Origin of the sequence: Kitasatospora sp. NPDC002040 (assembly GCF_040296785.1) — a bacterium.
Lineage (GTDB): Bacteria > Actinomycetota > Actinomycetes > Streptomycetales > Streptomycetaceae > Kitasatospora.
This window is the reverse complement of sequence record NZ_JBEOXV010000021.1, coordinates 35,955-61,621: the sequence shown is the minus strand read 5'-3', so window position 1 is coordinate 61,621 and position 25,667 is coordinate 35,955. Positions and strand designations below refer to the sequence as shown.

Annotated in this window: 27 protein-coding genes, 1 tRNA gene and 1 riboswitch; of the genes, 19 read left to right on the top strand and 9 right to left on the bottom strand. The window is 73.9% G+C overall.

Going from position 1 to position 25,667, the window contains the following annotated elements:
* The first annotated feature begins 168 nt into the window (after window positions 1-168).
* The 4 genes from ABT118_RS29385 to ABT118_RS29370 all read left to right on the top strand — a co-directional run bounded on the left by ABT118_RS29385 (window position 169) and on the right by ABT118_RS29370 (window position 5,154).
* Window positions 169-242: transfer RNA gene (locus tag ABT118_RS29385), tRNA-Met, on the top strand.
* Window positions 243-403: 161 nt separating this feature from the next.
* Window positions 404-1,312 (top strand): prohibitin family protein, encoded by a 909-nt coding sequence (locus ABT118_RS29380; RefSeq protein ID WP_350675406.1) that lies wholly within the window; start codon window positions 404-406, stop codon window positions 1,310-1,312.
* A gap of 342 nt (window positions 1,313-1,654) precedes the next feature.
* Complete coding sequence (locus tag ABT118_RS29375; RefSeq protein WP_350675404.1) at window positions 1,655-4,171, top strand: tetratricopeptide repeat protein; 2,517 nt, start codon at window positions 1,655-1,657, stop codon at window positions 4,169-4,171.
* Between the two features lie 47 nt (window positions 4,172-4,218).
* Entirely contained in the window at window positions 4,219-5,154 is a 936-nt protein-coding gene (locus ABT118_RS29370; protein WP_350675402.1) for a hypothetical protein, read from the top strand.
* Here ABT118_RS29370 and ABT118_RS29365 read toward each other — a convergent pair.
* Both ABT118_RS29365 and ABT118_RS29360 read right to left on the bottom strand, forming a co-directional pair.
* Window positions 5,096-5,845, bottom strand: a complete 750-nt coding sequence (locus ABT118_RS29365) for a hypothetical protein (protein ID WP_350675400.1) — start codon at window positions 5,843-5,845, stop codon at window positions 5,096-5,098. The two genes, ABT118_RS29370 and ABT118_RS29365, sit on opposite strands and share 59 nt — an antisense overlap.
* An 89-nt stretch (window positions 5,846-5,934) precedes the next feature.
* Window positions 5,935-6,669: a sensor domain-containing protein gene (locus tag ABT118_RS29360; RefSeq protein WP_350675398.1), complete on the bottom strand. Its 735-nt coding sequence runs from the start codon at window positions 6,667-6,669 to the stop codon at window positions 5,935-5,937.
* A 124-nt stretch (window positions 6,670-6,793) separates the two neighbouring features.
* Between ABT118_RS29360 and ABT118_RS29355 the strand changes: the two genes are divergently transcribed.
* Window positions 6,794-7,693 carry a hypothetical protein gene (locus ABT118_RS29355; RefSeq protein ID WP_350675395.1) on the top strand — a complete coding sequence of 300 codons (900 nt, stop codon included), beginning with the start codon at window positions 6,794-6,796 and terminating at the stop codon, window positions 7,691-7,693.
* A 39-nt stretch (window positions 7,694-7,732) separates the two neighbouring features.
* Here the strand turns inward: ABT118_RS29355 and ABT118_RS29350 are convergent, their stop codons facing one another.
* On the bottom strand, window positions 7,733-8,542 hold the full coding sequence (locus ABT118_RS29350; RefSeq protein WP_350675393.1) for a M23 family metallopeptidase: 810 nt from the start codon (window positions 8,540-8,542) through the stop codon (window positions 7,733-7,735).
* A 12-nt stretch (window positions 8,543-8,554) separates the two neighbouring features.
* Window positions 8,555-8,716: riboswitch (cyclic di-AMP (ydaO/yuaA leader) on the bottom strand.
* Between the two features lie 215 nt (window positions 8,717-8,931).
* On the opposite strand from ABT118_RS29350, the gene ABT118_RS29345 reads away from it, so the two are divergent.
* Window positions 8,932-9,222: a YiaA/YiaB family inner membrane protein gene (locus ABT118_RS29345; protein ID WP_350675391.1), complete on the top strand. Its 291-nt coding sequence runs from the start codon at window positions 8,932-8,934 to the stop codon at window positions 9,220-9,222.
* A gap of 16 nt (window positions 9,223-9,238) precedes the next feature.
* Here the strand turns inward: ABT118_RS29345 and ABT118_RS29340 are convergent, their stop codons facing one another.
* Entirely contained in the window at window positions 9,239-9,469 is a 231-nt protein-coding gene (locus tag ABT118_RS29340) for a tautomerase family protein (protein ID WP_350675389.1), read from the bottom strand.
* A gap of 52 nt (window positions 9,470-9,521) precedes the next feature.
* Between ABT118_RS29340 and ABT118_RS29335 the strand changes: the two genes are divergently transcribed.
* From ABT118_RS29335 to ABT118_RS29280, 12 genes are all read left to right on the top strand, one after another.
* A complete protein-coding gene (locus ABT118_RS29335) occupies window positions 9,522-10,346 on the top strand; it encodes an alpha/beta fold hydrolase (protein ID WP_350675387.1) in 825 nt (274 codons plus the stop codon).
* The gene (locus ABT118_RS29330; RefSeq protein ID WP_350675385.1) at window positions 10,346-10,918 is read left to right on the top strand and encodes a TetR/AcrR family transcriptional regulator; all 573 of its coding nucleotides are present in this window, start codon (window positions 10,346-10,348) and stop codon (window positions 10,916-10,918) included. The genes ABT118_RS29335 and ABT118_RS29330 overlap by 1 nt, the downstream gene beginning before the upstream one ends.
* A gap of 122 nt (window positions 10,919-11,040) precedes the next feature.
* Window positions 11,041-11,247: a hypothetical protein gene (locus ABT118_RS29325; RefSeq protein WP_350675382.1), complete on the top strand. Its 207-nt coding sequence runs from the start codon at window positions 11,041-11,043 to the stop codon at window positions 11,245-11,247.
* A gap of 111 nt (window positions 11,248-11,358) precedes the next feature.
* Window positions 11,359-12,489 carry a PP2C family protein-serine/threonine phosphatase gene (locus ABT118_RS29320; protein WP_350675380.1) on the top strand — a complete coding sequence of 377 codons (1,131 nt, stop codon included), beginning with the start codon at window positions 11,359-11,361 and terminating at the stop codon, window positions 12,487-12,489.
* Between the two features lie 113 nt (window positions 12,490-12,602).
* Window positions 12,603-14,828: a SpoIIE family protein phosphatase gene (locus ABT118_RS29315; RefSeq protein WP_350675378.1), complete on the top strand. Its 2,226-nt coding sequence runs from the start codon at window positions 12,603-12,605 to the stop codon at window positions 14,826-14,828.
* Between the two features lie 163 nt (window positions 14,829-14,991).
* Window positions 14,992-16,176 (top strand): ATP-binding protein, encoded by a 1,185-nt coding sequence (locus ABT118_RS29310; protein WP_350675435.1) that lies wholly within the window; start codon window positions 14,992-14,994, stop codon window positions 16,174-16,176.
* Complete coding sequence (locus ABT118_RS29305) at window positions 16,160-16,573, top strand: roadblock/LC7 domain-containing protein (protein ID WP_350675375.1); 414 nt, start codon at window positions 16,160-16,162, stop codon at window positions 16,571-16,573. Before ABT118_RS29310 ends, ABT118_RS29305 begins: the two co-directional genes overlap by 17 nt.
* Complete coding sequence (locus ABT118_RS29300; protein WP_350675373.1) at window positions 16,570-16,911, top strand: DUF742 domain-containing protein; 342 nt, start codon at window positions 16,570-16,572, stop codon at window positions 16,909-16,911. The genes ABT118_RS29305 and ABT118_RS29300 overlap by 4 nt, the downstream gene beginning before the upstream one ends.
* The gene (locus ABT118_RS29295; RefSeq protein ID WP_350675371.1) at window positions 16,889-17,494 is read left to right on the top strand and encodes a GTP-binding protein; all 606 of its coding nucleotides are present in this window, start codon (window positions 16,889-16,891) and stop codon (window positions 17,492-17,494) included. Before ABT118_RS29300 ends, ABT118_RS29295 begins: the two co-directional genes overlap by 23 nt.
* Window positions 17,491-18,915 carry a cytochrome P450 gene (locus ABT118_RS29290; RefSeq protein WP_350675369.1) on the top strand — a complete coding sequence of 475 codons (1,425 nt, stop codon included), beginning with the start codon at window positions 17,491-17,493 and terminating at the stop codon, window positions 18,913-18,915. The genes ABT118_RS29295 and ABT118_RS29290 overlap by 4 nt, the downstream gene beginning before the upstream one ends.
* Window positions 18,879-19,988: a cytochrome P450 family protein gene (locus ABT118_RS29285; RefSeq protein WP_350675366.1), complete on the top strand. Its 1,110-nt coding sequence runs from the start codon at window positions 18,879-18,881 to the stop codon at window positions 19,986-19,988. Before ABT118_RS29290 ends, ABT118_RS29285 begins: the two co-directional genes overlap by 37 nt.
* A 74-nt stretch (window positions 19,989-20,062) precedes the next feature.
* A complete protein-coding gene (locus tag ABT118_RS29280; protein WP_350675364.1) occupies window positions 20,063-20,287 on the top strand; it encodes a hypothetical protein in 225 nt (74 codons plus the stop codon).
* Window positions 20,288-20,290: 3 nt separating this feature from the next.
* Here ABT118_RS29280 and ABT118_RS29275 read toward each other — a convergent pair whose 3' ends face one another.
* Both ABT118_RS29275 and ABT118_RS29270 read right to left on the bottom strand, forming a co-directional pair.
* Window positions 20,291-21,112 (bottom strand): isocitrate lyase/PEP mutase family protein, encoded by an 822-nt coding sequence (locus ABT118_RS29275; protein ID WP_350675362.1) that lies wholly within the window; start codon window positions 21,110-21,112, stop codon window positions 20,291-20,293.
* 59 nt (window positions 21,113-21,171) lie between these two features.
* On the bottom strand, window positions 21,172-21,651 hold the full coding sequence (locus ABT118_RS29270) for a carboxymuconolactone decarboxylase family protein (protein ID WP_350675360.1): 480 nt from the start codon (window positions 21,649-21,651) through the stop codon (window positions 21,172-21,174).
* 50 nt (window positions 21,652-21,701) lie between these two features.
* On the opposite strand from ABT118_RS29270, the gene pdxR reads away from it, so the two are divergent.
* Window positions 21,702-23,123 carry a MocR-like pyridoxine biosynthesis transcription factor PdxR gene (gene pdxR / locus ABT118_RS29265; RefSeq protein ID WP_350675358.1) on the top strand — a complete coding sequence of 474 codons (1,422 nt, stop codon included), beginning with the start codon at window positions 21,702-21,704 and terminating at the stop codon, window positions 23,121-23,123.
* A gap of 7 nt (window positions 23,124-23,130) precedes the next feature.
* Here pdxR and ABT118_RS29260 read toward each other — a convergent pair whose 3' ends face one another.
* The 3 genes from ABT118_RS29260 to ABT118_RS29250 are packed head-to-tail and all read right to left on the bottom strand — an operon-like array spanning window position 23,131 to window position 25,633.
* Window positions 23,131-23,265 carry a DUF6126 family protein gene (locus ABT118_RS29260; RefSeq protein ID WP_350675355.1) on the bottom strand — a complete coding sequence of 45 codons (135 nt, stop codon included), beginning with the start codon at window positions 23,263-23,265 and terminating at the stop codon, window positions 23,131-23,133.
* Between the two features lie 14 nt (window positions 23,266-23,279).
* Window positions 23,280-23,864: a helix-turn-helix domain-containing protein gene (locus tag ABT118_RS29255; protein ID WP_350675353.1), complete on the bottom strand. Its 585-nt coding sequence runs from the start codon at window positions 23,862-23,864 to the stop codon at window positions 23,280-23,282.
* A gap of 56 nt (window positions 23,865-23,920) precedes the next feature.
* The gene (locus tag ABT118_RS29250; RefSeq protein ID WP_502884714.1) at window positions 23,921-25,633 is read right to left on the bottom strand and encodes a pyruvate dehydrogenase; all 1,713 of its coding nucleotides are present in this window, start codon (window positions 25,631-25,633) and stop codon (window positions 23,921-23,923) included.
* Between the last annotated feature and the right edge of the window lie 34 nt (window positions 25,634-25,667).

Sequence of the window (25,667 nt, the reverse complement as noted above, 5' to 3'; positions counted from 1 at the left end):
TAACCCAGAGGTCGCAGGTTCAAATCCTGTCCCCGCTACTCAGTAGCACAGAAGGCCCGGCAGACATCGTCTGCCGGGCCTTCTGCCGTTCCCGGGCGGCCCGGAAACACCCCGTCCGGAAACCGATTTCCCTTCTGCCCGACTCTCCCGTAGTGTCGTGTTTACCGACGCGGGGTGGAGCAGCTCGGTAGCTCGCTGGGCTCATAACCCAGAGGTCGCAGGTTCAAATCCTGTCCCCGCTACTCAGTAGCACAGAAGGCCCGGCAGACATCGTCTGCCGGGCCTTCTGCCGTTCCCGGACCCACCGTGCGGACACCCGCCCGTCATCGGAACATCATCCGAATTCCGGCGCCCCGTAAGCCTGCCCGACCCTAGGCTCGGCCCACTCCGTCCGCACCGACAGATGGGCCTGACGATTCCGATGCTGTTCCTGTCCGTACTGCTGGTCGTCGTGGGACTGCTGCTGGTCGTGCTCAAGCGCACCGGCGCACTCGGCTTCCGGGCGGCCACGCCCGCCGGCTCCGTGCTCGGCCTGCTCGGGCTGCTGCTGGGGCTGAGCACCTTCGCCAGCGTGGTGGCGCCCTACCAGGTCGCGGTGCCGGTCAGCTTCGGCAAGGTGGGTGAGCCCTGGAAGTCCGGGGTCCACCTGAAGAGCCCGTTCACCGACGTGACCACCTTCTCCACCCGGCCGGTGGACCTCAACCTCGCCGGGGAGACCAACGTCGAGGTCCGCTCCTCCCAGGGCGGGGTGCTGTACGCCGACCTGACGGTGAAGTGGTCGATCGACCCGGCGCACACGCTGGCGCTGTACAAGCTGGCCGGGGACGAGAGCTCGGTGGAGCGGCGGCTGGTCACCCCGGACACCCGGGAGATCGTCCGCAACGTGTTCGCCCGGTACACCAGCGAGGACGGCTACGTCTCCAAGCGGGAGGCGATCAGCTCCGAGATCGACCGGCTGATCCGGGAGCGGCTGGCGCCGCGCGGCATCCTGATCGAGACCGTGAACCTGCGGAACGTGAAGCCGAGCGAGGCGCTGCAGAAGGAGATCGACCTCAAGATCCAGCAGGAGCAGGCCACCCTGCGGGCCACCGAGGCGGCCCGGACGGCGAAGGCGGAGGCGGAGCAGAAGCGGATCGTCGCCGAGGGCGAGGCCGCCGCCAACACCATCCTGAGCAACTCGCTCTCCGACAAGGTGCTGGCCGTGAAGTGCCTGGAGGCGTTCCGGGCGGCGGCCGAGAAGAACCCGGTGTACGCCAGCCCGTGCGGCTCCGGCACCGGTGCGCCGCTGATCGTGGACGGCACCAAGCGCTGAGCGGACGGCCGAACGGCCGCCCCGAATAAATCCGTTGTGCCCTCCCGGGGCGCTGCCTAAAGTTGGCAGCACACTGAAAGGAGGTGATCCTGAGTTGAGTTCCTTCAGGATGCGTGAGGTGGCTGCTCGCTAGAGCCGCCCCTGCCTGTGCAGTAGTGAGGCCGGTACCAGCCTCCGGCGGCAGGCCAATTTCCAGCAGTCACCCGGCCCGTGGGTTCACCGGCACATCCCCGGTGCCTCGGCGGCCGTCCCCTCCCGGGGGCGGGCCACGAGGAGCAGCCCACGGGCCGTCTGCATGCCCGGGCCCGGTACGCCATGATGGTGCGCCGGGGGTGGATCACCATGGCTGAACCGCAGGTGTCGCGGCAGGAGTTGATCCGGCGCAGGCGCCGGGGCGGATTCGTCGGGCGCCGGGCCGAACTGGCCGCGTTCCGGGACAACTTCGACCGCGATCCGGCCGACGAGGCGTACCAGTTCCTGTTCCAGGTCCGGGGCAACGCCGGGGTCGGCAAGACCTCGCTGCTGCGGCAGTGGGAGACGATCGCCCGGGAGCGGGGCGCGGTCACCGCGTCGCTCGACGACGACGTGCACAGTGCGGTCGAGGCGATGGCGGCGATCAGCGCCCAGTTCGAGCGGCAGGGCCGGCCGTTGAAGCGGTTCGACCGGCTGCTGGCGACCTACCGGCAGCGCCGGCACGAGGCGGAGGGCGCCTCCGCCGGCCCGTCCGACGGGGAGCCGGAGCCCTCGGTGGCCGGCACACTGGCGGCCCAGGTCGGCCTGGTCGGCCTCGGTGCGGTCCCGGTGGTGGGCGCGCTGGCCGGGGCGCTCGAACCGCAGCAGGTGGCGCTCGGCGCGGACCGGCTGCGCGGGCTGCTGAGCGCCCGGCTGCGCAGTCATGACGACGTCCAACTGGTGCTCACCCCGGTGCCGTTGCTGACCCCGGTGTTCCTGGCCGAGCTGACCGAGCTGGCCCGGCAGCGGCCCTGGGTGGCGCTGTTCTTCGACACCTGGGAGCGGACCGCGCCGGTACTGGACGGCTGGCTGCGCGAGCTGCTGGTGGACGGCGGCCACGGCGAACTGCCGCTGAACGTCGTGGTGGTGCTGGCCGGGCAGCGGCGGCTGGACCCCCGGGTCTGGGCCGGGGCGATGGACCTGGTGGCCGAGGTGCCGCTGGAGGTGTTCACCGAGACCGAGGCCAGGCAGCTGCTGACCGCGCGGGGGATCACCGACGAGGAGGTGACCGGCACGGTGCTCCGGCTGGCGGGCGGGCTGCCGGTCCTGCTGGACACGCTCGCGCAGGCCAGGCCCGGGGCGCCCGAGGCGGTGCAGGACCCGTCGGGCACGGCGGTGGAGCGGTTCCTGCGCTGGGAGACCGACCCGCAGCGGCGGACGGCGGCGGTGTCCTGCGCGCTCCCGCTCCAGCTGAACGAGGACGTCTACCGGGTGGTGGCCGAGGGCGATCACTACGCCTGGCTGCGCGGCCTCCCCTTCGTCGGCGAGCAGTCGGGCAGCGTCCGGTACCACGACGTGGTGCGGACCCCGATGCTGCGGCTGCAGCGCGGCCGGTCGCCGATCGGCTGGCGGTCCCAGCACACCGCGCTGGCGGATGCCTTCGCCGGCTGGCGGACGGCGCTGGAGCGCGACCTGCCCGCCACCGGCCGCTGGGAGGACGGGACCTGGCTGGAGTACCGGCTGAGCGAGACCTACCACCGGCTCTGCGCCAATCCGCACCAGGCGCTGCCCGGTGCGCTGGTGGAGCTGGTCGAGGCCTGCGGGAGCGGCGGGTCGGCCTGCCGCCGGGCCGCGCAGACCGTCGCCCGGGCCGCGCTGGACACCGAGGCGGACGCGCTCCGGCCCTGGGGCGAGCAGCTGGCCGGGCTGGACGAGGGCCCCGAACTCGCCCTGCTCACCCTGCTGCTGACCCAGCCGGGACTGCCGGCCGGGCACCGCGCGGCCACCTTCCTGGCCCGGGCCAACCAACACCTGCTGCTCGCCGACCACCCGGCCGCGATCGCCGACAGCACCGCCGCGCTCACCCTCGACCCGGGCTCCGCTCCGGCGTACGCCGCCCGGGCCCGGGCGCTCCAGTCGCTCGGGGAGCGGGCGGAGGCGCTGGCCGACTGCGACCGGGCGCTCGAACTCGCGCCCGGGGACGCGTCGTTGCTGATCCAGCGCGGCCGGCTGCTGCGGAACATGCTGCGGTACGAGGACTCGCTGCGCGACCTGGACCTCGCGGTCGGGCTGGACCCGCTGTCCTGGCGGCACCGGGCCGAGCGGGGCGAGACCTACCGGCTCGCCGACCGGGCCGAGGAGGCGCTGGCCGAACTCACCCGGTCCACCGAGCTGGACGGCGGGCAGAGCTGGCCCCGGGCCAGCCGGGGCTGGGTGCTGCAGCGGCTGGGCCGCACCGAGGAGGCGATGGCCGACCTGGACCTGGCCCTCACCCTGGACCCGCACCAGCGGTGGGCGCTCACCCGGCGGGCCGAACTGCTCCGCCGGGCCGGGCGGTTCGCCGAGGCACTGGCCGATCTCGACCTGGCGGTGTCGCTCGCCCCGACCTGGCAGTGGATCACCGCCGAACGCGGCGAGACCTACCGGCTGATGGGCCGTCACCAGGAGGCGGTGGCCGACTTCACCCGGGCGGTCGAGCTCGACCCGGACTACACCTGGGCCTGGGTCCGCCGGGCTCAGACCCGGCAGGAGCTGGGCCTGCTCCGGGAGGCGCTCGCGGACTGGACCTCCGCACTCCGGCTGAGCCAGGTCACGGTGGCGAACATGGCGCCCGACGTCGAGCGCCAACTAGCCGAACTTCAGCATCAGTTGGACCACGGTACGGGCACGGAGCGGCCCGGCCCCTGACCGGTCCGCTACAGTCGCTGCGCGGCTCGGCGGCGGGAGGGTGTGCGGTGGAACTGGAACGTGACGGGGAGTTGGCACCGGCGGCCCGGGCGGGGCTCGGCGCGGTGGTCGGGGCCGGGGTGCTGGGGCTCGGGCTGTACGCCTCGGCCAGCGGCGACTGGGCGGCGGCGCTCGGCGGCGGCCTGGTGGTGTCGGCCAGCGCGATGATGGTGGGCGGCGGGGCCGGGTTCCTGTTCGGCATCCCGCGCCTGCTGACCAGCGGTGCGGCGGCCCAACCGGCCGACCTGAGCACCACGTCCACCGCGAGCTACGCGCCGAACACCAATCTGGAGCAGGTCTCCGACTGGCTCACCAAGATCCTGCTGGGCGCCGGGCTGACCCAGATCGGCACCCTGCCCCGGCGACTGGAGCAGCTGGGCGACGCACTGGCCCCGGTGGTCGGCGGCGGCAGCGGGGCATCGGCGTTCGCCGCCGCGCTCGCGGTGTACTTCACCGTGCTCGGCTTCCTCTCCGGCTGGCTGCTCACCCGGCTGCGGCTGGCCCGCGCGCTGTCCACGGCCGACCGGCAGACGCTGGCCGACTCGGTGGGCCAGACCGTGCGCCGGGCCAAGGAGCTGGACTTCAGCCCGGCCGAGGTGCGGCGGCTCTTCGAGGCCGAGACCGAGGGGCTCCGGGTCCAGGCGCTGGCCCTGTTCCAGGGGCGGCCCGACCACGAGAACCTGACGCTGGTGATCGGTGCGATCCGCAGCGACCTGTCCGCCTTCGAGCTGCTCCAGGCCCTGCTGGCGGCGCGCGAGGCGGTGCTCCAGCTCCCGCTCACGCCGGAGGAGAAGCGCAGCCTGCGCTTCGCGGTGGAGGACAAGCTGCGCAACTTCCGTACCGCCCCCAAGGATTCGCGCCGCCGGGTGGTCGGCGAGGAGATCCTCAAGAAGCTGTCCGTCCCGGCCCCGGGCCAGGTGCCGAGCCCGGCCGGGCCCTCCTGACCCGGCTCCGGCGGAGGATCAGCACCCGCCGGGTCCGGCCGTCCCCCGGCCGGGGGAACCGGCTCACCTCGGTGGAGACCTGACGCTCCCCCAGCGCCGCCCTGAGCCGGGACAGGTGCGGGCAGGGGCGGCCGTCCCCGTCGTGCAGCGGGTACACCCGCACCTCCCCCGCCGGGGCGGTCACCCGGACCAGTTCGAGCAGCCCGGCCAGCTGCCGCTCGGGCGGGAACAGCCCGGGGTAGGCGAACAGCAGGTACGCGCTCAGGGTGAGCGCGAACGAGCCGTCCGCGAACGGCAGCCGGGGCAGTACGCCGGCCACGTACCGCTCCGGGTGGGCGGTGCTGTCGGCGGCGAACAGCCGGCGGGCCCGGTCCCAGCTGCGCAGGTACCGCTCGGGCCGCAGGTGCGGTGCGGGCAGGTGGCGCTCGGGGGCGACGGCCAGCCGGGCGGCCATGCTGTCCCGTCCGGCCCGGGCCAGTGCGGTGAGTTCGGGCAGCGGGGCGGCGTACGCCGGGTCGGCGGCGATCACCGTCACGCCCAGCTCGCGGGCCTCGGCGGTCAGCCCGGCCGCGCCGCCGGGGCAGTCCAGCACCGGCCCGGGCACGGCGGCCAGTGCGGCCCTGGTGAGGCCGAACAGCGCGCAGTACTCGTCCAGCGGGCGGGAGGTGATCAGCGTGCTGGGGGTGTGCACCGGGCCTCCCGAGGATGCGTCAGGCCCGGTACCGGGAGCCGGTACCGGGCCTGTTCATCGCAGCACGGCCGCGGTGGGACCGCATCTCGTCAGCGGCCGCCGCACAGCCCCCTGATCGCCAGCCGGGAGACGTTGGTCAGGCCGCGGATCAGCACCGGCGTCAGCAGGACCAGCACCAGGCCGAGCAGCGAGATGCCCGCGATGTCCCGGACCGAGGTCACGTAGTAGACGTGGTGCACCCCGGCGTCGGTGGTGTAGTCGTACAGCTGGTAGCCCGGCCAGTCGGTGTAGCGGGCGAACACCCACTGGTAGGCGGGGAAGAGCGCGAGCGCCCAGCCGACGGCCAGGAACACCACCGTGAGCGTGAAGCTCAGGATGCTCCACGGCAGCATCAGCACCTGGTACAGCGCCGCCTTCCAGCCCGCGCCGTCGCCCAACCGGGCGGTGACGGCGCCCCAGAAGCCCGGCCGCTTGGGCGCCACCGGCGCCGGGGCCGGCACCTCGGTGGCCAGCAGGGTGGCGGCCCGGTACCGGTCCAGGGCGGCGAGGCCGCGCGAGCCCGCGGTGAGCAGGGCGAGCACCGGCAGGCCCAGCGCGGTGACGAACAGGCCCAGCCCGAGCGAGAAGAAGCTGACCACGAAGGCGAACCCCAGCACCGCGAGCGGCAGCGACGTCAGCACGAACCCGACCTCGCGGTAGGTGGCCGCGGCGAAGGGCGCGCGCCAGAACCCCGGCTGCGCCCTGCTGCTCCGCCGCTCGGCGTACGGGTAGGTCTGGCTGGTCATCACCGGCTCCTCGGTCTGCTCGTGCTGCTCACTGCCCACCCCTCCAAGGTGCCCGATCCCGGCCGCCGCCGACATGAGGGCCACCGGCGGGTTCGGGGTAGGGAGAACCCCACCCCCGCCCGGGTGAACGGTCCCCCGCCCGGGCACCGGCTACCGTACGAGGGTGAACGACGACGACCTCCGGCTCAGCCCGCGTACCCGTGCCGACGACCTGCTCCGCTGGGCGGCCGAGCAGGGCCTGGAGCCCGTGCCGGTGGAGGCGCTCCGCACCGTGCTGACCCTGCTCGAACTGGGCGACGGCCGGATGCACGACGGCTACCCCGAGGTGAGCTCGCCGGTGGTCGAGCAGCTGCTGTACGAGCGGATCTACATGTACGTCCAGCCGGAGTCCGACCCCGGCGCGTACGGTCGGGCGGTGCGGCTGCTGATCGAGCATCAGCGGGCCGCCAAGCGGCTGAACGCCAAGCGGCAGGAGCGGCTGAACGCCGAGGTGGAGTGGCAGGGCGAGCTGCTCTGCGGGCTGCTCCGGCAGCCGCACCTGGTCACCTGGCCGCGCCTGTACGCACTGCTGCTGCGCGCGGACGGGGTGGACACCGCCGATCCGGCGGCGGTCCGCGGCTGGCTGGACGGCTTCCGGGAGCTGACGGCGGAGCAGCGGGCCGAGGCCTTCGGCGCCCTGACCGGGCTGGACGAGATCGACGCGGACGGCGGCTGGGGCCGGACCAGGCTGATCTCGATCGGGATGGCCACCGACGGCGCCCGGCTGCTGCTGGAGAACCGGCTGATGCAGCGCAGCTACCGCAACCTGGCCGGGCTGAACGCGCTCGGCCTGCCGATGCCGGACGAGCTCTCCGGCGACTTCGACGGCTTCGAGGCGGCCGTGGCCGAGGAGGCGCTCCGGCTGTGCGGCGAGTGGACCGTCCCCGGGCTGCCCGCGCTGCTGGTGCACGAGTACCCGGACCTGGCGCCCGAGCCGGGCACGGAGGAGATCGAGGCCTACCTGAGCGAGCAGGCCGCCGAGGAACAGGCCGCTGCCGAGCAGGCCGCCGAGGAACAGGACTGACGCGTCGGGCCCCACCGGAACCGGTGGGGCCCGCTCGGGTCAGGGGTTGACGCCGCGCTCGCGCAGCCAGTCCAGCGGGTCGACCGGGGTGGCGCCGCCGGGGCGGACCTCCAGGTGCAGGTGCGGGCCGGTGACGTTGCCGGTGGCGCCGACCTTGCCGAGCACCGTGCCGGGGGCGACCTCGCCCGAGGCGGTGGCGATCGAGGACAGGTGGCAGTACCAGATCTCGGTGCCGTCGGAGAGCGTCTCGATCACCCGGTAGCCGTACGCGCCGGACCAGCCGGCCGAGGTGACCGTGCCCGCGCCGACGGCGGTGACCGGGGTGCCGGTGGGGGCCGCGAAGTCCAGGCCGGTGTGCAGGTGGGACCAGTACGAGCCGGACTGGCCGTAGTGCGCGGTCAGTTCGTAGTTGGTGGTCGGCGGGGCGAAGGAGCCGTGCTGCTCGGCCCGCTCGGCCGCGGCCGCCTGGACGGCGCGCTTGGCCTCCGCCTCCTGCGCGGCGGCCAGCCGGGCGGACTCGTCCGCGGCGGTCCGCTGCCCGTCGGCCTGCTGCTGGATCCGGGCGGCGAGGGCCAGGCCCGGGTCGGCGGAGAGCGGGAACTGCTCCCCGGCCTGGTCGGCGGAGTCGGCGGCCGAGACGGCGGGCGGTACGGCCACCGGCGCGGCGGCGGCCGGGGTGGCCGCGAAGGCGGTGGCACCGAGCGCGGCGGTCATCGCGGTGACGCCGATCAGCGGGCCGCCGGAGCGGGGCTGACGGGGCATCCGGTGCCGGGCGGGGTCCGGGTGGTCCAGCAGCAGCTGGCTGCCCGAGTCGGTACGGGGGTGTGCCGGGGAGTGCGTCGACGCCACGGAGGCGCGCTCCTTTCCTTCCTTCGCGCCTACCGGGTTAGCTGACGGGTTCGGAGCAGGAAGGTCTCCTACGACCGGGTTGGGGCCCGGCCGATTCACCCCAAGGAACGGTGGTTCCCCGGCTCCCGGACCCCCGGTGAAGGCGGGGTCCTGAGGATTAGGCGACGGCGCACGGTGCCGTTCTGGTACGGCGTTGCCGACCGCGCTGCGTTATCAAACGTTAATCCTAGGAGCCCATGATTCCAAGCGGCTTGAGAGGTGCAGTCCACTTCTTCTGACGACCCGTGACCGGAATGCGGCTTCTGTCCGTTCACCCGGTGACTGTGCGCCACCACCGGTTGAGTATGCGTACTCAGGCGTGCGGCAAGGGAGTTGGAGATCCTCGGGGCATGAGCAATTCGATGAAGCCGCAGACCACCAACGCCTACTACCTGCAGGCGGTCCTCTCCTTCGCCCTGGCCACCGCGGCCCTGGCGATCGGGATCGCCTACCTCCCGGTCAGCCCCTGGATGCGCGGCTTCCTGGCGGTCGGCCTGCTCTACGAGATCACCTCGGCGTTCACGCTGGCCAAGGTGATCCGCGACCGCCAGGACGCCGGCCAGATCCACTCCCGGGTCGACCAGGCCCGCCTCGACAAGCTGCTCGCCGAGCACGACCCGTTCCGGGTGGACGGGATCTGAGCGGCGCCCGCAGCGGTCAGCCGGCCGCCCGCTTGGCGGCGTAGGTCTCCCCGCCGGCCGCCCAGTTCTCCAGCGCGACCTCCTCGATCACCACGGTGACCGCCGCCGGGCTCACCCCGGTGATCCGGACGTAGGTCTCGGTGAGCTCGCGGGCGATCTCGGCCCGCTGCTCCACGGTCCGACCGGCCAGCTGCTTGACGGTGATGAACGGCATGACGGCCCCTCGGGTTCGGTGCGGTGCGATCACCGGAACGCTATCCCACCGTCCCTTGACGGCTAAGGCTATTAGCCTTAGCTTTATGGCTATGACGCAGACCTTCACCACCCAGTACCTCGATCTCCCCGCCGGCCGCCTGGCCTACGACGACACCGCCACCGAGACCGGCCTGCCGGTCGTGCTGCTCCCCGGGATGCTCGACTCCCGGGTGGTCTACCGGCACCTGCGCCCGCTGCTGACCGCGGCCGGCCACCGGGTGATCACGCTGGACCTGCGCGGCTTCGGCGAGTCCTCGATCGCCTGGGACGACTACTCCCCCGCCGCGATCACCGAGGACACCCTGGCCCTGCTCGACCACCTCGGCATCGAGCGGGCCGCGCTGGTCGGCAACTCCTACACCGGCGCCACCGTGGTCCGGGCCGCCGGGCTCGCTCCGGAGCGGGTCGCGGGCATCGCCCTGATCGACGCCTTCATCGAGAACCTGCCGCCGACCGCGGTCCAGCGCGCCCTGTTCAAGGTGCTCGGCTCCGCCCTGGTGCACTTCCCCGCCGTCTGGGGCACCTACCTCGGCAAGGCCTACCCGACCGCCCGGCCGGCCGACTTCGAGGAGTACCGCACCGCCGCCGTCGCCGCGCTGCGCACCCCGGGCCGCAAGGCCGCCACCCGGGCGTACGCCACCGGGGACTCCGCCCCGACCGGCTGGAGCGCCGAGGTGCGCTGCCCGGCCCTGGTCCTGATGGGCGAGAAGGACCCCGACTTCCCCGACCCGGCCGCGGTGGCCGACCGCCAGACGGCCGCGCTGAAGGCCCGTAAGGTGATGATCGACGGTGCCGGGCACTACCCGATGGCGGAGTTCCCGCAGGCCACCGCCGACGCCCTGATCCCCTTCCTGCACGAGGTCGCCTGATGCCCAGGGCCGGACTCTCCCCCGCCGCCGTGGTCGACCACGCCCTGGAGCTGATCGACGGCCAGGGCCCGGAGGGCCTGACCCTGGCCGCCGTGGCCGCCCGGGCGGGTGTCGCCACCCCCTCGCTCTACAAGCACGTCACCGGCGGCCTGACCGAGCTGCGCCGGCTGATCGCCGTCCGGGTCACCGAGGAACTGGCCGAGCGGCTGGCCGAGTCGGTCCTCGGCCGCAGCCGGGACGAGGCGATGACCGCCCTGCTGAACGCCTACCTGGACTACGCCGAGCGCTACCCGCGCCGGTACGCCGCACTGCCGCAGGCCCCCGACCCGGACCAGGACCTGACCCGGGCCGCCGCCCGGCTGGTCGGGGTGATCGTCGCGGTGCTGGACGGCTACGGCCTGACCGGGTCGGAGGCGGTGCACGCCGCCCGGGCGGTCCGTTCGACGGCGCACGGTTTCGCCTCGCTGTCGGCGGGCGGGGCGTTCCAGCTCGGCGTGGATCTGACGGTGACCCGGGAGCGGCTGGTCCGGGTCATGGTGGAGGGCTTGCGGGCCTGGCCGGACCCGGAGTAAACCTCAGTTCGTCGGAACGGTATCCGTTCGGGTGGTTTTCGAGACCATTCCGTCGCCAAGCCCGTCCGACACTGGCAGCCTGCAGGCATCCCGCCTGTCACCAGCACGAAGGATGTGGGCAGATGACGCAGACCGCCCGGACGGCCCGTCCCGCCACCACCCTCATCCCCGGCCAGCGCGCCCCGCTCGCCGCCCCGGCCTCCGCCGCGCCGCCCCGGCCGCAGCCGGGCAGCGGCCGCCGCTTCCTGGAGGTCCTGTTCGGTGCCCGCTCGCTCCGGCCGGTCACCGCCGGAGGCCCGCAGTCGTACGGCGAGTGCGACGGGCAGTAGCAACGACCGGGCGGTGCGGGCAGCAGGGCCCGTTGGCCGTCGATAAAAGGTATGAACCGGACATCTGACGCTAGATTGGCCTGACGGAAGGTCAGCCCCGGCGGAGGACAGGTGCCCGCAGTCACCACGATGGCCCGGCGGTTTGCCGGGCGGCTGCGACGCGGGCCGGCCGGCCGGTGGTCCAGCCAGCTGCTGGACGGCGACCCGGCCGCCGAGAAGGCCGCGCTCGGCCTGCTCCTGGTCCTGGTCGGGCTGCTCGCCCTGTTCGCCATCTGCTTCCCCACCGGGTGTCCGCCCTCCGCGCTGGTCCTGCCGCTGATCCTCGGCGGCTTCCTGCTGCACACCCGGCGCCAGTTCTCCCTGCTGCTCGCGGTCGCCACCGGCCTGCTCGCCTGCTGGTTCCTGCGCCGGCCGCTCGGGGTGACGCCCGGATCGGCCTGGGTGGTCGCCGCCTCCGCCCTGGTGGTGCTGCTGACCTCCCGCTACCGCAGCCGGCTCGGTCTGCGCGGCACCCGGGGCGACTCGATGCTGCTCGAACTCTCCGAGCGCACCACCGCCCTCGGCCGCCTCCCCGACCGGCTGCTGGACTGGCGCTTCCATCAGGCCCTCGCCCCGGTCAGCGGCACCTTCTTCTCCGGCGACTTCCTGCTCTCCGCGCACCGGCCCGACCAGGACCTGCTGGAGGTGCTGCTGGTCGACGTCTCCGGCAAGGGCAGCCGGGCCGCCGCCCGCTCGATGCACCTGTCCGGCGCCTTCGCGATCCTGCTCGGCTCGGTGCCGCCCGAGTCCTTCCTGCCCACCGCCAACGACTACCTGGCCCGGCTCGGCTGGGACGAGGAGTTCGCCACCGCGGTCCACTTCGTCCTGCACCCCTCGGACGGGCACTACCGCATCTTCACCGCGGGCCACCCGCCGGCCGCCCAGTACCACCGCGAGGCCGGCGGCAGCTGGCTGCTCGCCGGGGAGGGCGGCCCGGCGCTCGGCATCCTGCCCGGCGCCCCCTACCCGCCCACCGTGGGGCGGCTCGCCCACGGGGACTCGCTGCTGCTCTACAGCGACGGCCTGGTCGAGGTGCCCGGCGAGGACATCGACGACGGGATCGCCCGCCTGCTCCGGGCCGCCACCCCGCTGCTCCGCTACGGCAGCGGCGACCCGGCCGCCGAACTCCTCGGCACCGTCGCCCGCAACGTCGCCGACGACCGGACCCTGGTCGTCGTCCGCCGCCTCGGCGCCGGCGCCTGAGGCCCGGCCCGGGCCCGGTCGCCCGTGTGCCTAAACCGCCAAATATCGGGTGATCAAATAGGATGTTCAGCATTACGTAGGGCAGGAGAGCGAGCGGAAGGGCGGGGCTTCCGATGGACCTGACCTCGCCATGGCTGCCGCCCGAGGACGACCCCAGGACGCAGGGCCCGCGGACGCCGATGCGGTGCGTGCGGCTGCTGCTCCGCTGCGGGAGCGCCACCGAGCTGCTCGGCACCGTGCTGGCCGAGGGGCCGACCTGGATCACCGGTGAGGGCTCCGCGCTGTACCTGACCGACGGCGAGGGGATGCTCCGCCTGGCGGCGTCGCACGGCCTGCCGGAGTGGGCGCACGAGCTGTACAGCGTGGTGGACCCGGAGTCGGACCTGCCGGCCGCGCTGGCGCTGCGGCGCCGCGAGACCCTGCTGCTGAGCCCGGAGCAGACCAGCGCCGACTACCCGGACACCCATGCGGGCCGGGGTACGGGGCTGGTCGCCCTGGCCGTGCTGCCGTTGCTGGTGGACGGGGTGGCGCTCGGTGCGCTGGCCGTGGCGCTGGCCCACCGCGGCACCGTGCCGCACCGCGACATCGACGTGCTGGAGACCCTGGCGGAGGCGGTCGCGCACCGGCTCTCGCACCTGATCGACCACGTCCAGGCCGCCGACCACCACGGGCCGGTGCCCGGGGTCAGGGAGGGCGGGGTGCCGAGCGGGCAGCCGCTGCTGGCGCTGGCGGCGCTGGCCGCCGGGGCGGGTGCGTTCGACCGCGACCTGGTCACCGGGGAGACGGCCTGGGACGCCCGCGCGTACCGGCTGTTCGGGCTGGAGCCGCCGCCGGACGCGGACACCGCGCCCGCACCGGACCTGGCCAAGCTGGTGCACCCGGAGGACCTGGCGGACCTGCAGGCCGCGATGGCCGAGGCGCTCGCCTCCGGCGGTCCGTACCGGCTGAACTACCGGGTGCGGCGCGACGACGGCTCGACCGCGCAGGTGCAGGAGGACGGCGAGGTGATGCTCGACACCCACGGGCGCCCGGTCCGGGTGGCCGGGATCCTGATCGACCGTCACCGCACCGGCGCCCCGGCCGGGTCGGCGCCGGGCCGGGCCGACGGGCCGGTCGCGGGGGCCAGGTCGGCGCTGCTGCTCGCGCTGACCCGGACGCTGTCCCGGGCGGTGAGCGTCCGGGACGTGACCACCGCGATGACCGACATAGCCAGGCCCGCGCTCGGCGCGGCCGGGCTGGTGCTGGACCTGGTGGAGGAGGGCCGGCTGCTGCCGATCTCGCACACCGTCTTCGGCGGCCCGTACCGGACCGAGCTGAGCCGCCTGCACGACCTGTCCACCGGGGTGATGCAGACCGCACTGGCCCGGGCCGTGCCGCTGTTCAGCGAGCCGGGCCGGCGGGGCGGCGACCGGACGGCGCCGGCCGCCTGGGCGGTGCTCCCGCTGGTGGCGTCCGGGCGGCAGGTCGGGTCCTGCCTGATCACCTTCGCCACCGAACGGTCCTTCAGCCGGGAGGACCGCACCATGTACTCGGCCTTCGCCGGCATCCTGGCGCAGTCGCTGGAGCGGGCCCGGCTGTACGACACCCACCACCACCGGGCCACCGAGCTGCAGCGGGCGATGCTGCCGCGCAGCCTGCCGAAGCTGGCCGGGGTGGCGGCGGCCGCGCGGTACCTGCCCAGCACCGAGGGGATGCAGATCGGCGGCGACTGGTACGACCTGATCCGGCTGCCGGAGGACCGGGTCGGGCTGGTGATCGGGGACGTCCAGGGGCACAACGCCGAGGCGACCGCCGTGATGGGACAGCTCCGCAGCGGGCTGCGGGCGTACGCCACCGACGGGCACGACCCGGCGGCCACCCTGGCCAGGACCAGCCGCTTGCTCGCGGAGCTGGACACCGACCTGTTCGCCACCTGCCTCTACCTGACCCTGGACCCGGCCACCGGGGTGCTGACCGGCGCCCGGGCCGGGCACCCGCCGCCGGTCCGGATCGCCCGGCACCGGGCGGTGGAGCTGGAGCTGCCCGGCGGGCCGCCGCTGGGCGTCGACCCGGGCGGCAGCTACCCCCTGACGGTGGGTCGGCTGGAGCTCGGCGAGACCCTGCTGGTGTACACGGACGGCCTGGTCGAGGACCGGGGCGAGGACTACGACGACTCGGTGCAGCGGATGATCGGCGGGCTGGAGCTGTGGAGCCGGCGGACCGGCGGCCCCGAGCGGTCCACCCCGGACGCCGGGCTGGACCGGCTGGCCGACCTGCTCACTCTGAACGTGACCGAACGAAACTCCCGGCCGGACGACGTCGCGCTGCTCCTGCTGCACCGGACCTCGGCGATCGACTGAAACTACTTGCCGGTAGCGATAATTGACCGTACACGGCCGCCGACCTGCGGTTTCTGAGGCGGTCTTAAGGCGGCCGGTCCAGGTTTTGACCGGATCAGATCACTGAACGTCAGATCCGTTCATACTTCCGTAGGATCACCACCCTAGAATTCGCCGCGTGACGATGACTCAGTGGTTCGGTGCGGCCCTCGGCGCCATCGCCGTCCTCGCGTTCCTGGCCGCCACCCGCTCCCGCGCGGTCAACCGCACCCTCCGGACCCGGCTGGCCGGGCACGAGCGGCAGAACGCCGAACTCCGCGAGCAGCTCAGGGCCGAGGCCGAGCGCCGGACCACCGAGAGCGCCGCCGTCCAGCAGGAGCAGGAGCTGAACGCCTCTACCCAGCGGGCCTTCCTCAGCGTGGCCCGCCGGATCCTGGTGATGGCGCACGACCAGCAGGCCGGGCTGGACGAGATGGAACGCACCCACGACGATCCCGAGTTGCTGGAGGGCCTGCTCCGCGCCGACCACGCGGCCGCCCAACAGGCCCGGCTGGCACAGACCCTGGCCGTGCTCTGCGGCGCCAGGGCGGGCCGGCACTGGCCCGAGCCGGTCGCCCTGGAGGACGTGGTGCGCGGCGCGCAGTCCCGCATCCTGCCGTTCCAGCGGGTGGTGGTCAGCAGCCGGATCGAGACCGCCGTGGTCGGCGCGGCCGCCGAGGCGCTGATCCACGCGGTGGCCGAGCTGCTCGACAACGCCACCCGCTACTCCCCGCCCAGCACCCAGGTGTTCGTCTCCCTGATGCCGGTGCACAACGGCGCCGTGATCGAGATCGACGACGGCGGCGTCGGGATGCCCGAGCACGCGATCGAGAAGGCCGCCGCCGCGCTGGCCGGCGGCTCCGGCCTGGAGGTCTCCCGACTCGGCGAGGTGCCGCAGCTCGGCCTGGCGGCGGTCGGCCGGCTGGCCGAGCAGTACGGCTTCCGGGTCACCCTCAGCTCGGCCCCCTCGCCGTACGGCGGGGTCCGGGTGGTGGTGCTGCTGCCGACCGTGCTGCTCACCGAACCGCTGCCGACCCCGTCCGGCCCCTCCAGCGCCCAGCGCACCTCGGTGCCGACCAGGCCGGTCGCCCCCGCCACCGCGGGCAACGGCGGCCTGCCCCGCCGGACCAACCGGCGCGGCGGCAGCGAACCGACGGCCACGACCTTCGGCGGTACCCCCGTGCCGCCGCGCTCCGCCCGGGAGGCGCAGGCCTTCATGTCGCTCTTCCAGGCGGGCACCGCCAGCGGCCGCTCGGCCGCCAGGCAGCAGCAGGACCCGTACCCCGACTCCCCCCAGCGCACCGGAGACTTCCATGACCCCGAATCCTGACCTCGGCTGGCTGCTCGCCGACATCGTCACCGTTCCCGAGGTCCAGCACGCCATCGTGGTGTCCAACGACGGTCTGGAGATCGGCCGCAGCCAGCAGATCGCCCGGGACGATGCCGAGCGCCTGGCCGCCGCCTGCTCCGGACTGCAGTCGCTGGCCCGGGGTGTCGCACACGGCTTCGGCGGCCCGCAGAGCAGCACCCGGCAGATCATCGTCGAGTACGGCGGCGGCTACCTGTTCGTGGTGGCGGCGGGCGCCGGGGCGCACCTCGCGGTGGTCACCGGCGAGGCGGTGGACGCGGGTCTGGTGGCGTACCAGATGCAGGTGCTGGTCGAGCGGATCGGCAGCCACCTGACCAGTCCGCCCCGGGCGGAGCATGCGGCCGGGGGCGCCCGGTGAGCGGCCCGGTCCGCCCGTACGTGATCACCGGCGGCCGGAGCCGTCCGAGCCGCAACGTGCTGGCCCTGGAGAGCCTGGTCTCCACCGTCCCGGGCACCGCCCCGGAGCCGAGCGCCCTGAACCGGGAGCAGCAGCGGATCCTGACGATCTGCCAGGAGCTGCTCTCGGTCGCCGAGATCGCCGCCCACCTGCGGCTCTCGCTCGGCGTGGTCAAGGTGCTGATCGGCGACCTCTGGGACCTGGGCGCCGTCCTGGTCCGTCCCCCCGTGCCGCAGGCCGAGCGCCTGCCCGCCACCCTCCTGGAGGAGGTGCTCCTTGGCCTCCGCCAACTCCGTTGAGCCCCGGCCCGCCTATCTGCCGGACACGGTCCAGGGGGCGGTGAAGATCCTGGTCACCGGACCGTTCGGGGTCGGCAAGACCACCCTGGTCGGCTCGCTCAGCGAGATCGCCCCGCTCCGGACCGAGGAGACCATGACCGCCGCCGGGGCGGACGTGGACGACCTGACCGGGCGGCCGGACAAGACCACCACCACGGTGGCACTGGACTTCGGCCGGATCACCCTGAACCCCCGGCTCGCGCTCTACCTCTTCGGCACCCCCGGGCAGCAGCGGTTCTGGCCGCTCTGGGAGGACCTCTCGCGCGGGGCGCTGGGGGCCATCGCGCTGGTGGACCCGCGCCGGATCGAGGAGAGCTTCGACGTGCTGGGGCAGTTGGAGGAGCAGCGGATCCCGTTCGCCGTGGCCGTCAACACCTTCCCGGACTCGCCGGACCACCCGGAGGACGAGCTGAGGACGGCGCTCGACCTGCTGCCCGAGGTGCCGATCCTCAAGTGCGACGCCCGGGACCGCCGGGCCTCGTACGACGTCCTGATCGACTTCGTCGACCATCTGCACGCGACCGCCGTTCTGGAGCTCCAGTGACCACGCCCACGCCGGACGGGGCCGTCTCCCCGCCACCCGGCTGCCCCGCCCACCGGCCCGCGGACCGGCCCCGGGGCGTCACCCCGCTGTTCGGCGCCGCGGTGGCCGAGGACCCGCACGGCCTGTACGCCCGGATGCGGGCGCAGCACGGACCGGTGGCCCCGATCGAGCTGGAGCCGGGGGTCGAGGCCTGGCTCGTGCTCGGCTACCCCGAGCTGCTCGAACTCACCCGGAACGAACAGCTGTTCTCCAAGGACTCGCGCCGCTGGCGGGTCCCCGCCGAGGGCCGGCTCAAGCCGGACTCCCGGCTGCTGCCGATGACCTCCTGGCGGCCGACCCTGCTCAACCTGGACGGCGCGGAGCACCAGCGGCTGCGGGCTGCGGTCTCCGAGACGCTGGCCCGGATCGACCACCGGCAGCTCCGGCAGGCCACCGAGACCGCCGCCGACACCCTGATCGACAGCTGGGGCCCGGACGGCACGGCCGACCTGATCGCCCAGTACGCCCGCCGGCTGCCGCTGATGGTGTTCACCCAGCTGATCGGCCTGCCGGCCGCGGCCGGGCCGCACATCGTCGAGCTGATCAGCCACTTCGTGGACAGCAGCGACAAGTCGGTCCGGGCCAACGCCGAGTTCCAGGCGATCCTGCTCGACCTGGTCCGGCAGCGCCGGGACCGCCCCGCCGCCGACCTCACCTCCTGGCTGTTGGCCCATCAGGCCGCGCTCAGCGACGAGGAGGCGGTGCACCACCTGGTGGTGATCATGGTCGCGGGCAACGAGACCACCATCAACTGGACCGGCAACACGCTCCGGCTGCTGCTCACCGACCGCCGGTTCCGGGCCACCCTGGCGGGTGGGCGGCTGACCGTCTCGGACGCCCTCGACGAGGTGCTCTGGCGCGACCCGCCGACGCAGAACTTCCCCGGCCGCTGGGCCACCGGCGACACCGTGCTCGGCGGCCAGTACATCAGCGCCGGCGACATGCTGGTGCTCGGCCTGGCCGCCGCCAACGCCGACCCCTCGGTGCAGACCGCCGACGGGGTCAGCGGCAACCGGGCCCACCTGGCCTGGGGTGCGGGCAAGCACGTCTGCCCGGCCCAGCACCCGGCCCGGCTGATCGTGGAGACCGCGGTGGAGACCCTGCTGCACCGCCTCCCCGATCTCCAACTCGCCGTCCCCGGCCACGAACTGGCCTGGCGTCCGTCCCCGTGGTCGCGAGCCCTGGTCTCGCTGCCGGTGCTCTACAGCGCCTTCACCCCGCCGCGCACTCCCCCTTCCGAAAGGCCCGTATGGACGCCACCGTCGCCCCCGTCAGACTCGACCCCTTCGGCCGGGACCAGCACGCCGAGAACGCCCGCCTCCGGGCGGCCGGGCCCGCGGTCCTGGTGGAGCTCCCTGGCGGGGTGGTGGTCTGGGCGATAACGCAGCACGACACGCTCCAGGCGCTGCTGAACGACCCCCGGGTGGGCAAGAACGCCCAGCTCTGGACCACCTTCAGGGAGGGCCGCCTGCCGGAGGGCTGGCCGCTGCTCAACTTCGTCACCGTGCCGGGCATGGTCACCGCCGACGGCGACCACCACCGCCGGCTGCGCGGGCTGGTCACCCAGGCGTTCACCCCGCGCCGGATCGCCGAGCTGGCCCCCGCGATCGAGGCCAGGGCGGCCCGGCTGCTCGACGGGGTGGCCCGGCTGGAGGGCGACTTCGACCTGCGCGAGCACTTCGCCTACCCGCTCCCGATGCAGGTGATCGGCGAGCTGCTCGGCCTGCCGCCGAAGCAGCAGGACGAGCTGCACGAGCTCTCCAACACCCTGGTCTCCAGCTCGGCCACCCCCGGCGCCGCGATCGCCGCGCAGCAGGGCCTGTTCGCGCTGCTCGCCTCGGTGGTCGCGGGCAAGCGGGCCGAGCCCGGCGACGACCTGACCACCGATCTGATCGCGGCCCGGGAGGACGACGACCGGCTCACCGAGCAGGAGCTGGTCGGCACCCTGCTGCTGATGCTGGTCGCCGGGCACGAGACCACGCTCAACCTGATCACCAACGCGGTCCGGGCGCTGCTGGCCCACCCGGAGCAGCTGGCGGCCGTGCTCGACGGCAGGTACGGCTGGGCGGCGGTGGTCGAGGAGACGCTGCGGTACGACTCGCCGGTGGGGCAGTTCCCGCTCCGCTACGCGACCGAGGACATCGAGGTCGGCGAGGTGGTGATCCGTCAGGGCGACGCCCTGATCGCCTCCTACGCCTCGGCCGGACGCGACGACGGGCACTACGAGGACGCGGACCGCTTCGACCTCGGCCGCAAGCCCGCCAAGCACCTCTCGCTCGGCCACGGCCCGCACTTCTGCCTCGGCGCCGGGCTCGCCCGGCTGGAGGCCGAGACGGCGCTGCGGCAGCTCTTCACCCGGTTCCCCGGCCTGCGGCTCGCCTCCGACGCGGCGCCGGAGCCGATCGCGTCCTTCGTGAGCAACAGCGTCCAGACCCTGCTGGTCCGCACGGACTGAGCCGGGGGCACGTCGAACGCCCCTGATGGCTCAGGTCGAGGTAACCGTTCCGGCTACGCCTCGTTGGACCGGCCATGCGTAAGATCACGGCTCTTGCCGCCCTCACCATGGCCGGTCTGGCCTTCGCCGCGCCGGTCGCCCAGGCGGACAACAACATGGGCGGGAAGCTCAGCACGGACCACCCGGTGGGTGCGGCGGGCACCTGCGTGGAGCAGCTCGGCAGCATTCCGCTGGTCGGCAAGCAGGCGTCCGCCGCCACCCCGGTGTGCGGCGCGTACGCGGTGGTCCCCCGGGGCTGATTTCTAACCGAACAGGGCGTTCAACTCGCCGTACTCGAGGCCGCCTTCGAGGGCGCCGTAGGTGCCGGTGCCATAGACCTCCGCGGCCGCGCGGCGGACGGCGGCGTAGGCGACCTTGGCGAGCCCGGGGCCGAGGCTGATCCGGGCGACGCCGAGGGCGGCGAGTTCGGCCACGGTCGGGGCGCCGGGGCCGGCCATCACGTTCAGCGGGACGTCGGGCAGGGCCTTGACCAGCTCGGTGATCGTCGCGGCGTCCGCGACACCGGGGACGAAGATGCCGCTGGCTCCGGCCGCGACGTAGGCCCGGGCCCGTTCGACCGCCTCGTCCAGGTCGCCGGCGCCCGCGAGGAAGACGTCCGTACGGGCGTTGAGATAGAGCCGGATCCCGGCCGCCTCCGCCGCCGCCCGGGCCGCCGCGACCCGCTCGGCCGCCTCGGCTACCGGCCGGAGCGGGGCGGCTCCGCCGTGGTGGGCATCCTCCAGGTTGAGGCCGACCGCGCCGATCGCCAGCAGGGCCGTGACCGTGTCGCCGACGCCGGCCGGGTCGGCGGCCAGGCCGTCCTCCAGGTCGGCGGTGACCGGGACGTCGACGGCCCGGACCACCAGCTCGGTCTGGGCCAGCGCCCCGGCCAGGTCGAGGCCGCCGCCGTCCGGCACGCCCCTGGTCCAGGAGACGCTGGCGCTGGCGGTCGCCACGGCGGGCGCCCCGGTGGCGGCGACCAGGCGGGCGCTCGCCGCGTCCCAGACGTTGGCGAGCACCAACGGGGTGCCGGGTACGTGCAGTCGGTGCAGAAGTTCGGCCTTGGCCTGCTGAGTCGTCGTCATACCGCTCACCCTGTCAGCTGGTGCCGGTCCCGGACCGGCGGATTTCGGACCCGGACGGATCAGTTCTGCTTCGGTGCCGGGCTCAGGCGGCAGGTGACGCCGATCCGGTTCCAGGAGTTGATCGAGATGATCACCGCGAGCAGCTGGGAGAGCTCGTTCGGCGCGAACTGCTTGGCCGCCTCCTCGTACACGTCGTCCGGCACATGGCCCTCGCTCAGCCGGGTGACGGACTCGGTCAGCGCCAGGGCGGCCCGCTCCTTGGCGGTGAAGTACGGGGTCTCCCGCCAGGCGGGCAGGGCGTACAGGCGGTGCTCCTGCTCGCCGGCCTTCCGGGCGTCGGCGGTGTGCATGTCCAGGCAGTAGGCGCAGCCGTTGATGCTGGAGGCCAGGGTGCGGACCAGCTCGCCGATCACCGGGTCGACCAGCGGGCGGGAGGCGGCGTCCAGGCCGATCATCGCCCGGTACCACTCGGGGGAGAGCTCCGGCATCGAGAAGCGCTGCTCGGGGGCGGGGACGTAGTCAGGGGTTCCGTTCGTCATGATCTTCACCCTAGGTGCGCTGCGGCCCGCCCGTGTGGTTCATTGGGCCGATGGAATCCTGGGCCACTTTCGGCGGCGACCTGCACCTGGATCTCTCCGCCGGCCGGGCGCGCGGCCTCGGGCTGCGCGCCGCGCTGGAGGATGCGCTCCGCTCGGCGGCCCGGGACGGGCGGCTGGCGGCGGGTACCAGGCTGCCGTCCTCCCGGACCCTGGCGGCGGACCTGGGGATCGCCCGGAACACCGTGGCGGAGGCGTACGCGCTGCTCACGGCGGAGGGCTGGCTGACCGCCCGTCAGGGGTCGGGCACGGTGGTGGCGGAGCGCGGCACCCCGACGGTGTCGGCCGCACCCGTCGGGCCGCAGCGGACGCCCGCGGTGCGGTTCGACCTGATGCCGGGGCGGCCCGATCTGGCGCTGTTCCCCCGCTCGGCCTGGCTGGCCTCCGCGCGCCGGGCGCTCGCGGTGGCCCCGCACGAGGCGCTCGGCTACACGGACCCGCGCGGACGGATCGAGCTGCGCCGGGCGCTCGCGGACTACCTCGCGCGGGTGCGTGGGGTGCGCACCGATCCGGAACGGCTGCTGATCTGCGCCGGTTACACCCAGGGGCTCGGGCTGCTCTGCGGCGTGCTGCGCGAGCGGGGGGTCGGCGCCGTCGCGGTGGAGGAGTACGGGCTGCCGCCGCAGCAGGCGGTGATCACGGCCGCCGGGCTGGCCGCCGTCCCGCTGCCGCTGGACCGCGACGGGGCCAGGACGGAGCTGCTCGGGGGCCTGGACGTCGGTGCGGTGGCGCTCACTTCGGCGCACCAGTTCCCGACCGGGGTGCCGCTGCGGGCGCACCGCCGGGCGGCGGCGGTGCGCTGGGCCCGGGAGACCGGCGGGATCGTGATCGAGGACGACTACGACGGCGAGTTCCGCTACGACCGCCAGGCGGTCGGGGCGATGCAGGCGCTGGACCCGGAGCGGGTGGTGTACGCGGGCACCGCGAGCAAGAGCCTGGCGCCCGGGCTGCGGCTCGGCTGGCTGGCGCTGCCCGCCGCGCTGGTCGAGCCGGTGATGCGGCAGAAGGAGCTGGCCGACGGCCAGTCCGGCGTGATGGACCAGCTGACGCTGGCCGAGCTGATCATCTCGGGCGGCTTCGACCGGCACGTCCGGCGCTGCCGGCTGCACTACCGGAACCGCCGGGACCAGTTGATCAGCACGCTGGCGGCGCGGGCGCCCGGGGTCCGGGTGACCGGTATCGCGGCCGGTCTGCACGCCGTGCTGGAGCTGCCGCCGGGCTCGCTCAGCGATGCCGAACTGCTGCGGCACGCGGGCTGGTCGGGCCTCTCGCTGAACACCATGTCGGGCTGCCGGGCCGATGCCGCCGAGCCCGTCCCGGACGCCCCGTCCGCGCTGGTGATCGGCTACGGCACCCCGCCCGACCGGGCCTGGCCGGGGGCGCTGGACGCGCTCTGCACCCTGGTCAACCTCTGACCCGGGGTCAGTTCCGGGAGCCGAGCGCGAACAGCAGGGCCAGGAAGCCCAGGAAGGCGTGGGTGGCGACCATGTAGATCAGGACCCGGTTGAGCACCCGGCGGTCGGTCCGGTGCCCCGCGTCGGTGGTGAGCTTGGCCATGACGGCATCCCCTTTCAGTGCGGGTTGCCCAGGCAGAGGTTGCTGCCGGGGCTCTGGAGCAGGGTGTGCAGGAAGAGCAGCTCGACGCCGTCCGACGACTCGGCGGCGATGCAGTGCGGGGTGAGCGAGTCGAAGTGGGCCGAGTCGCCCGGGTCGAGCAGGTGGGTCTGCTCCCCGAGGGTCAGCCGCAGCCGGCCCCGGGTGACGTACAGCCACTCCTCGCCCGGGTGCACCCTTACCACCGCGTCCTGGAGGCCGGGCGGGACCTGGACGTGCAGTGCCTGGAGCGCGCGCCCCGGCGCACCCGCCCGCCGGTAGCCCCAGCCGCCGGCCCGGTCGGGCTCGATCGCACCGCCCCGGATCACCGGCTCCGGCTCGCCGGGCTGCTCGCCGAGCAGATCGGAGACGGTGGTGCCGTACGCCCGGGCCAGCCCGAGCAGGACCGGGAGGGAGGGCTGGCGGAGCCCCGTCTCCAGCCGGGAGAGATAGGCTGGGGAGAGACCGACCCGGGTGGCCGCCGCCTCCAGGGTGAGGCGGCTGGCCGACCGGTGTTCGCGCAGTCGGGCGCCGAGGCCCCCGACCTCCTGGTCCACGTTCATGGCTTCAGTTCACACCCGCCGTGCCTCAGCGGCAAGCAGTTTGCCCCAGAGGCAAATCAGGGGCGCGGGATGTTCCGCAGGTTGCTCCGGGCCAGGTCGATCATCCGGCCGACCCCGCCCGAGAGCACCGTCCGGCCCGCCGCCAGCGCGAAGCCCTTCAGCTGGGCCGCCGTGATGTGCGGCGGGATGGAGAGCGCGTTCGGGTCGGTGACCACGTCGACCAGCACCGGCCCCGGCCGCTCCAGCGCCTCGGCCAGCACCTCGCGCACCTGCGCCGGGTCGGTGACCCGCCACGCCTCGATGCCGACCGCCCGGGCCAGCGCCGCGTAGTCCACGTCACCGTTGTCGATCTCGGCCTCGGGGTACCCGCTGACCAGCATCTCCAGCTTGATCATGCCGAGCGCGCCGTTGTTGAACACCACCGTCTTGACCGGCAGCCGGTACTTCGCCACCGTCAGCAGCTCACCCAGCAGCATGCCGAGACCGCCGTCCCCCGACATCGAGACCACCTGCCGCCCGGGCGAGGCCAGTTGGGCCCCGATCGCGTGCGGCAGCGCATTGGCCATCGAGCCGTGCAGGAACGAACCGATCACCCGCCGCCGCCCGTTCGGGCTCAGGTAGCGGGCCGCCCAGACGTTGTTCATCCCGGTGTCGACGGTGAACACCGCGTCCTCGGCGGCGAGTTCGTCCAGCACCGAGGCGACGTACTCCGGGTGGATCGGCACCTGCTTCTCGATCTTCTTCGTGTAGGCGCCGACCACCTCCTCCAGCGCCTTGCAGTGCTTGGTCAGCAGCGCGTCCAGGAAGGTCCGGTCCCGCTTCTGCTCCAGCAGCGGCAGCACCGCCCGCAGGGTGGCCGCCACATCGCCGTGCACCGCCAGCTCCAGCGGGGTGCGGCGGCCCAGCCGGGTGGCGTCGTGGTCCACCTGGACCGTGTTGGCCCCGGGCAGGAAGGAGTCGTACGGGAAGTCGGTGCCGAGCAGCAGCACCAGGTCGGCCTCGTGCAGCGCCTGGTGGCAGGCCCCGTAGCCGAGCAGCCCGCTCATCCCGACGTCGTACGGGTTGTCGTACTGGATCCACTCCTTGCCGCGCAGCGAGTGCCCGACCGGCGCCAGCACCCGCCCGGCCAGCTCCATCACCTCGCCGTGCGCCTCCCGCACCCCCGCCCCGCAGAACAGCGCGACCCGCTCGGCCGCGTTCAGCCGCTCGGCCAGCGCCTGCACCTGGGACCACGGCGGGGCCGCCACCGCCTGCTCGGTCAGGAAGCTGCCGGTACCGGTCGGGTTGGCCGCAGGCAGCGCGGCCACGTCCCCGGGGAAGACCAGCGTCGAGACACCCCTGGCCCCGAGCGCGTGCTGCACCGCCACCCGGAGCAGGCGCGGGAGTTGGGCCGGGGTGGAGACCATCTCGCACCAGCTGCTGCAGTCCGCGAAGACCCGTTCCGGGTGGGTCTCCTGGAAGAAGCCGGTGCCGATCTGGGCGCTCGGGATGTGCGAGGCCAGCGCGAGCACCGGCAGGCCGCTGCGCTGGGCGTCGTACAGACCCTGGATCAGGTGCGTGTTGCCGGGGCCGCAGCTGCCCGCGCAGACCGCCAGCCGCCCGGTCAGCTCCGCGTCGGCGGCGGCCGCGAAGGCGCCCGCCTCCTCGTTCCTGACGTGCACCCACGCGATGCCGTCGGTCCGCCGGATCGCGTCCACCACGGGGTTGAGGCTGTCGCCCACCACCCCGTAGACCCGCTCCACCCCGGCCTGCCGGAGCACCTCGACCATCTGCTCGGCCACAGTGACCACGGATTCACCTCTC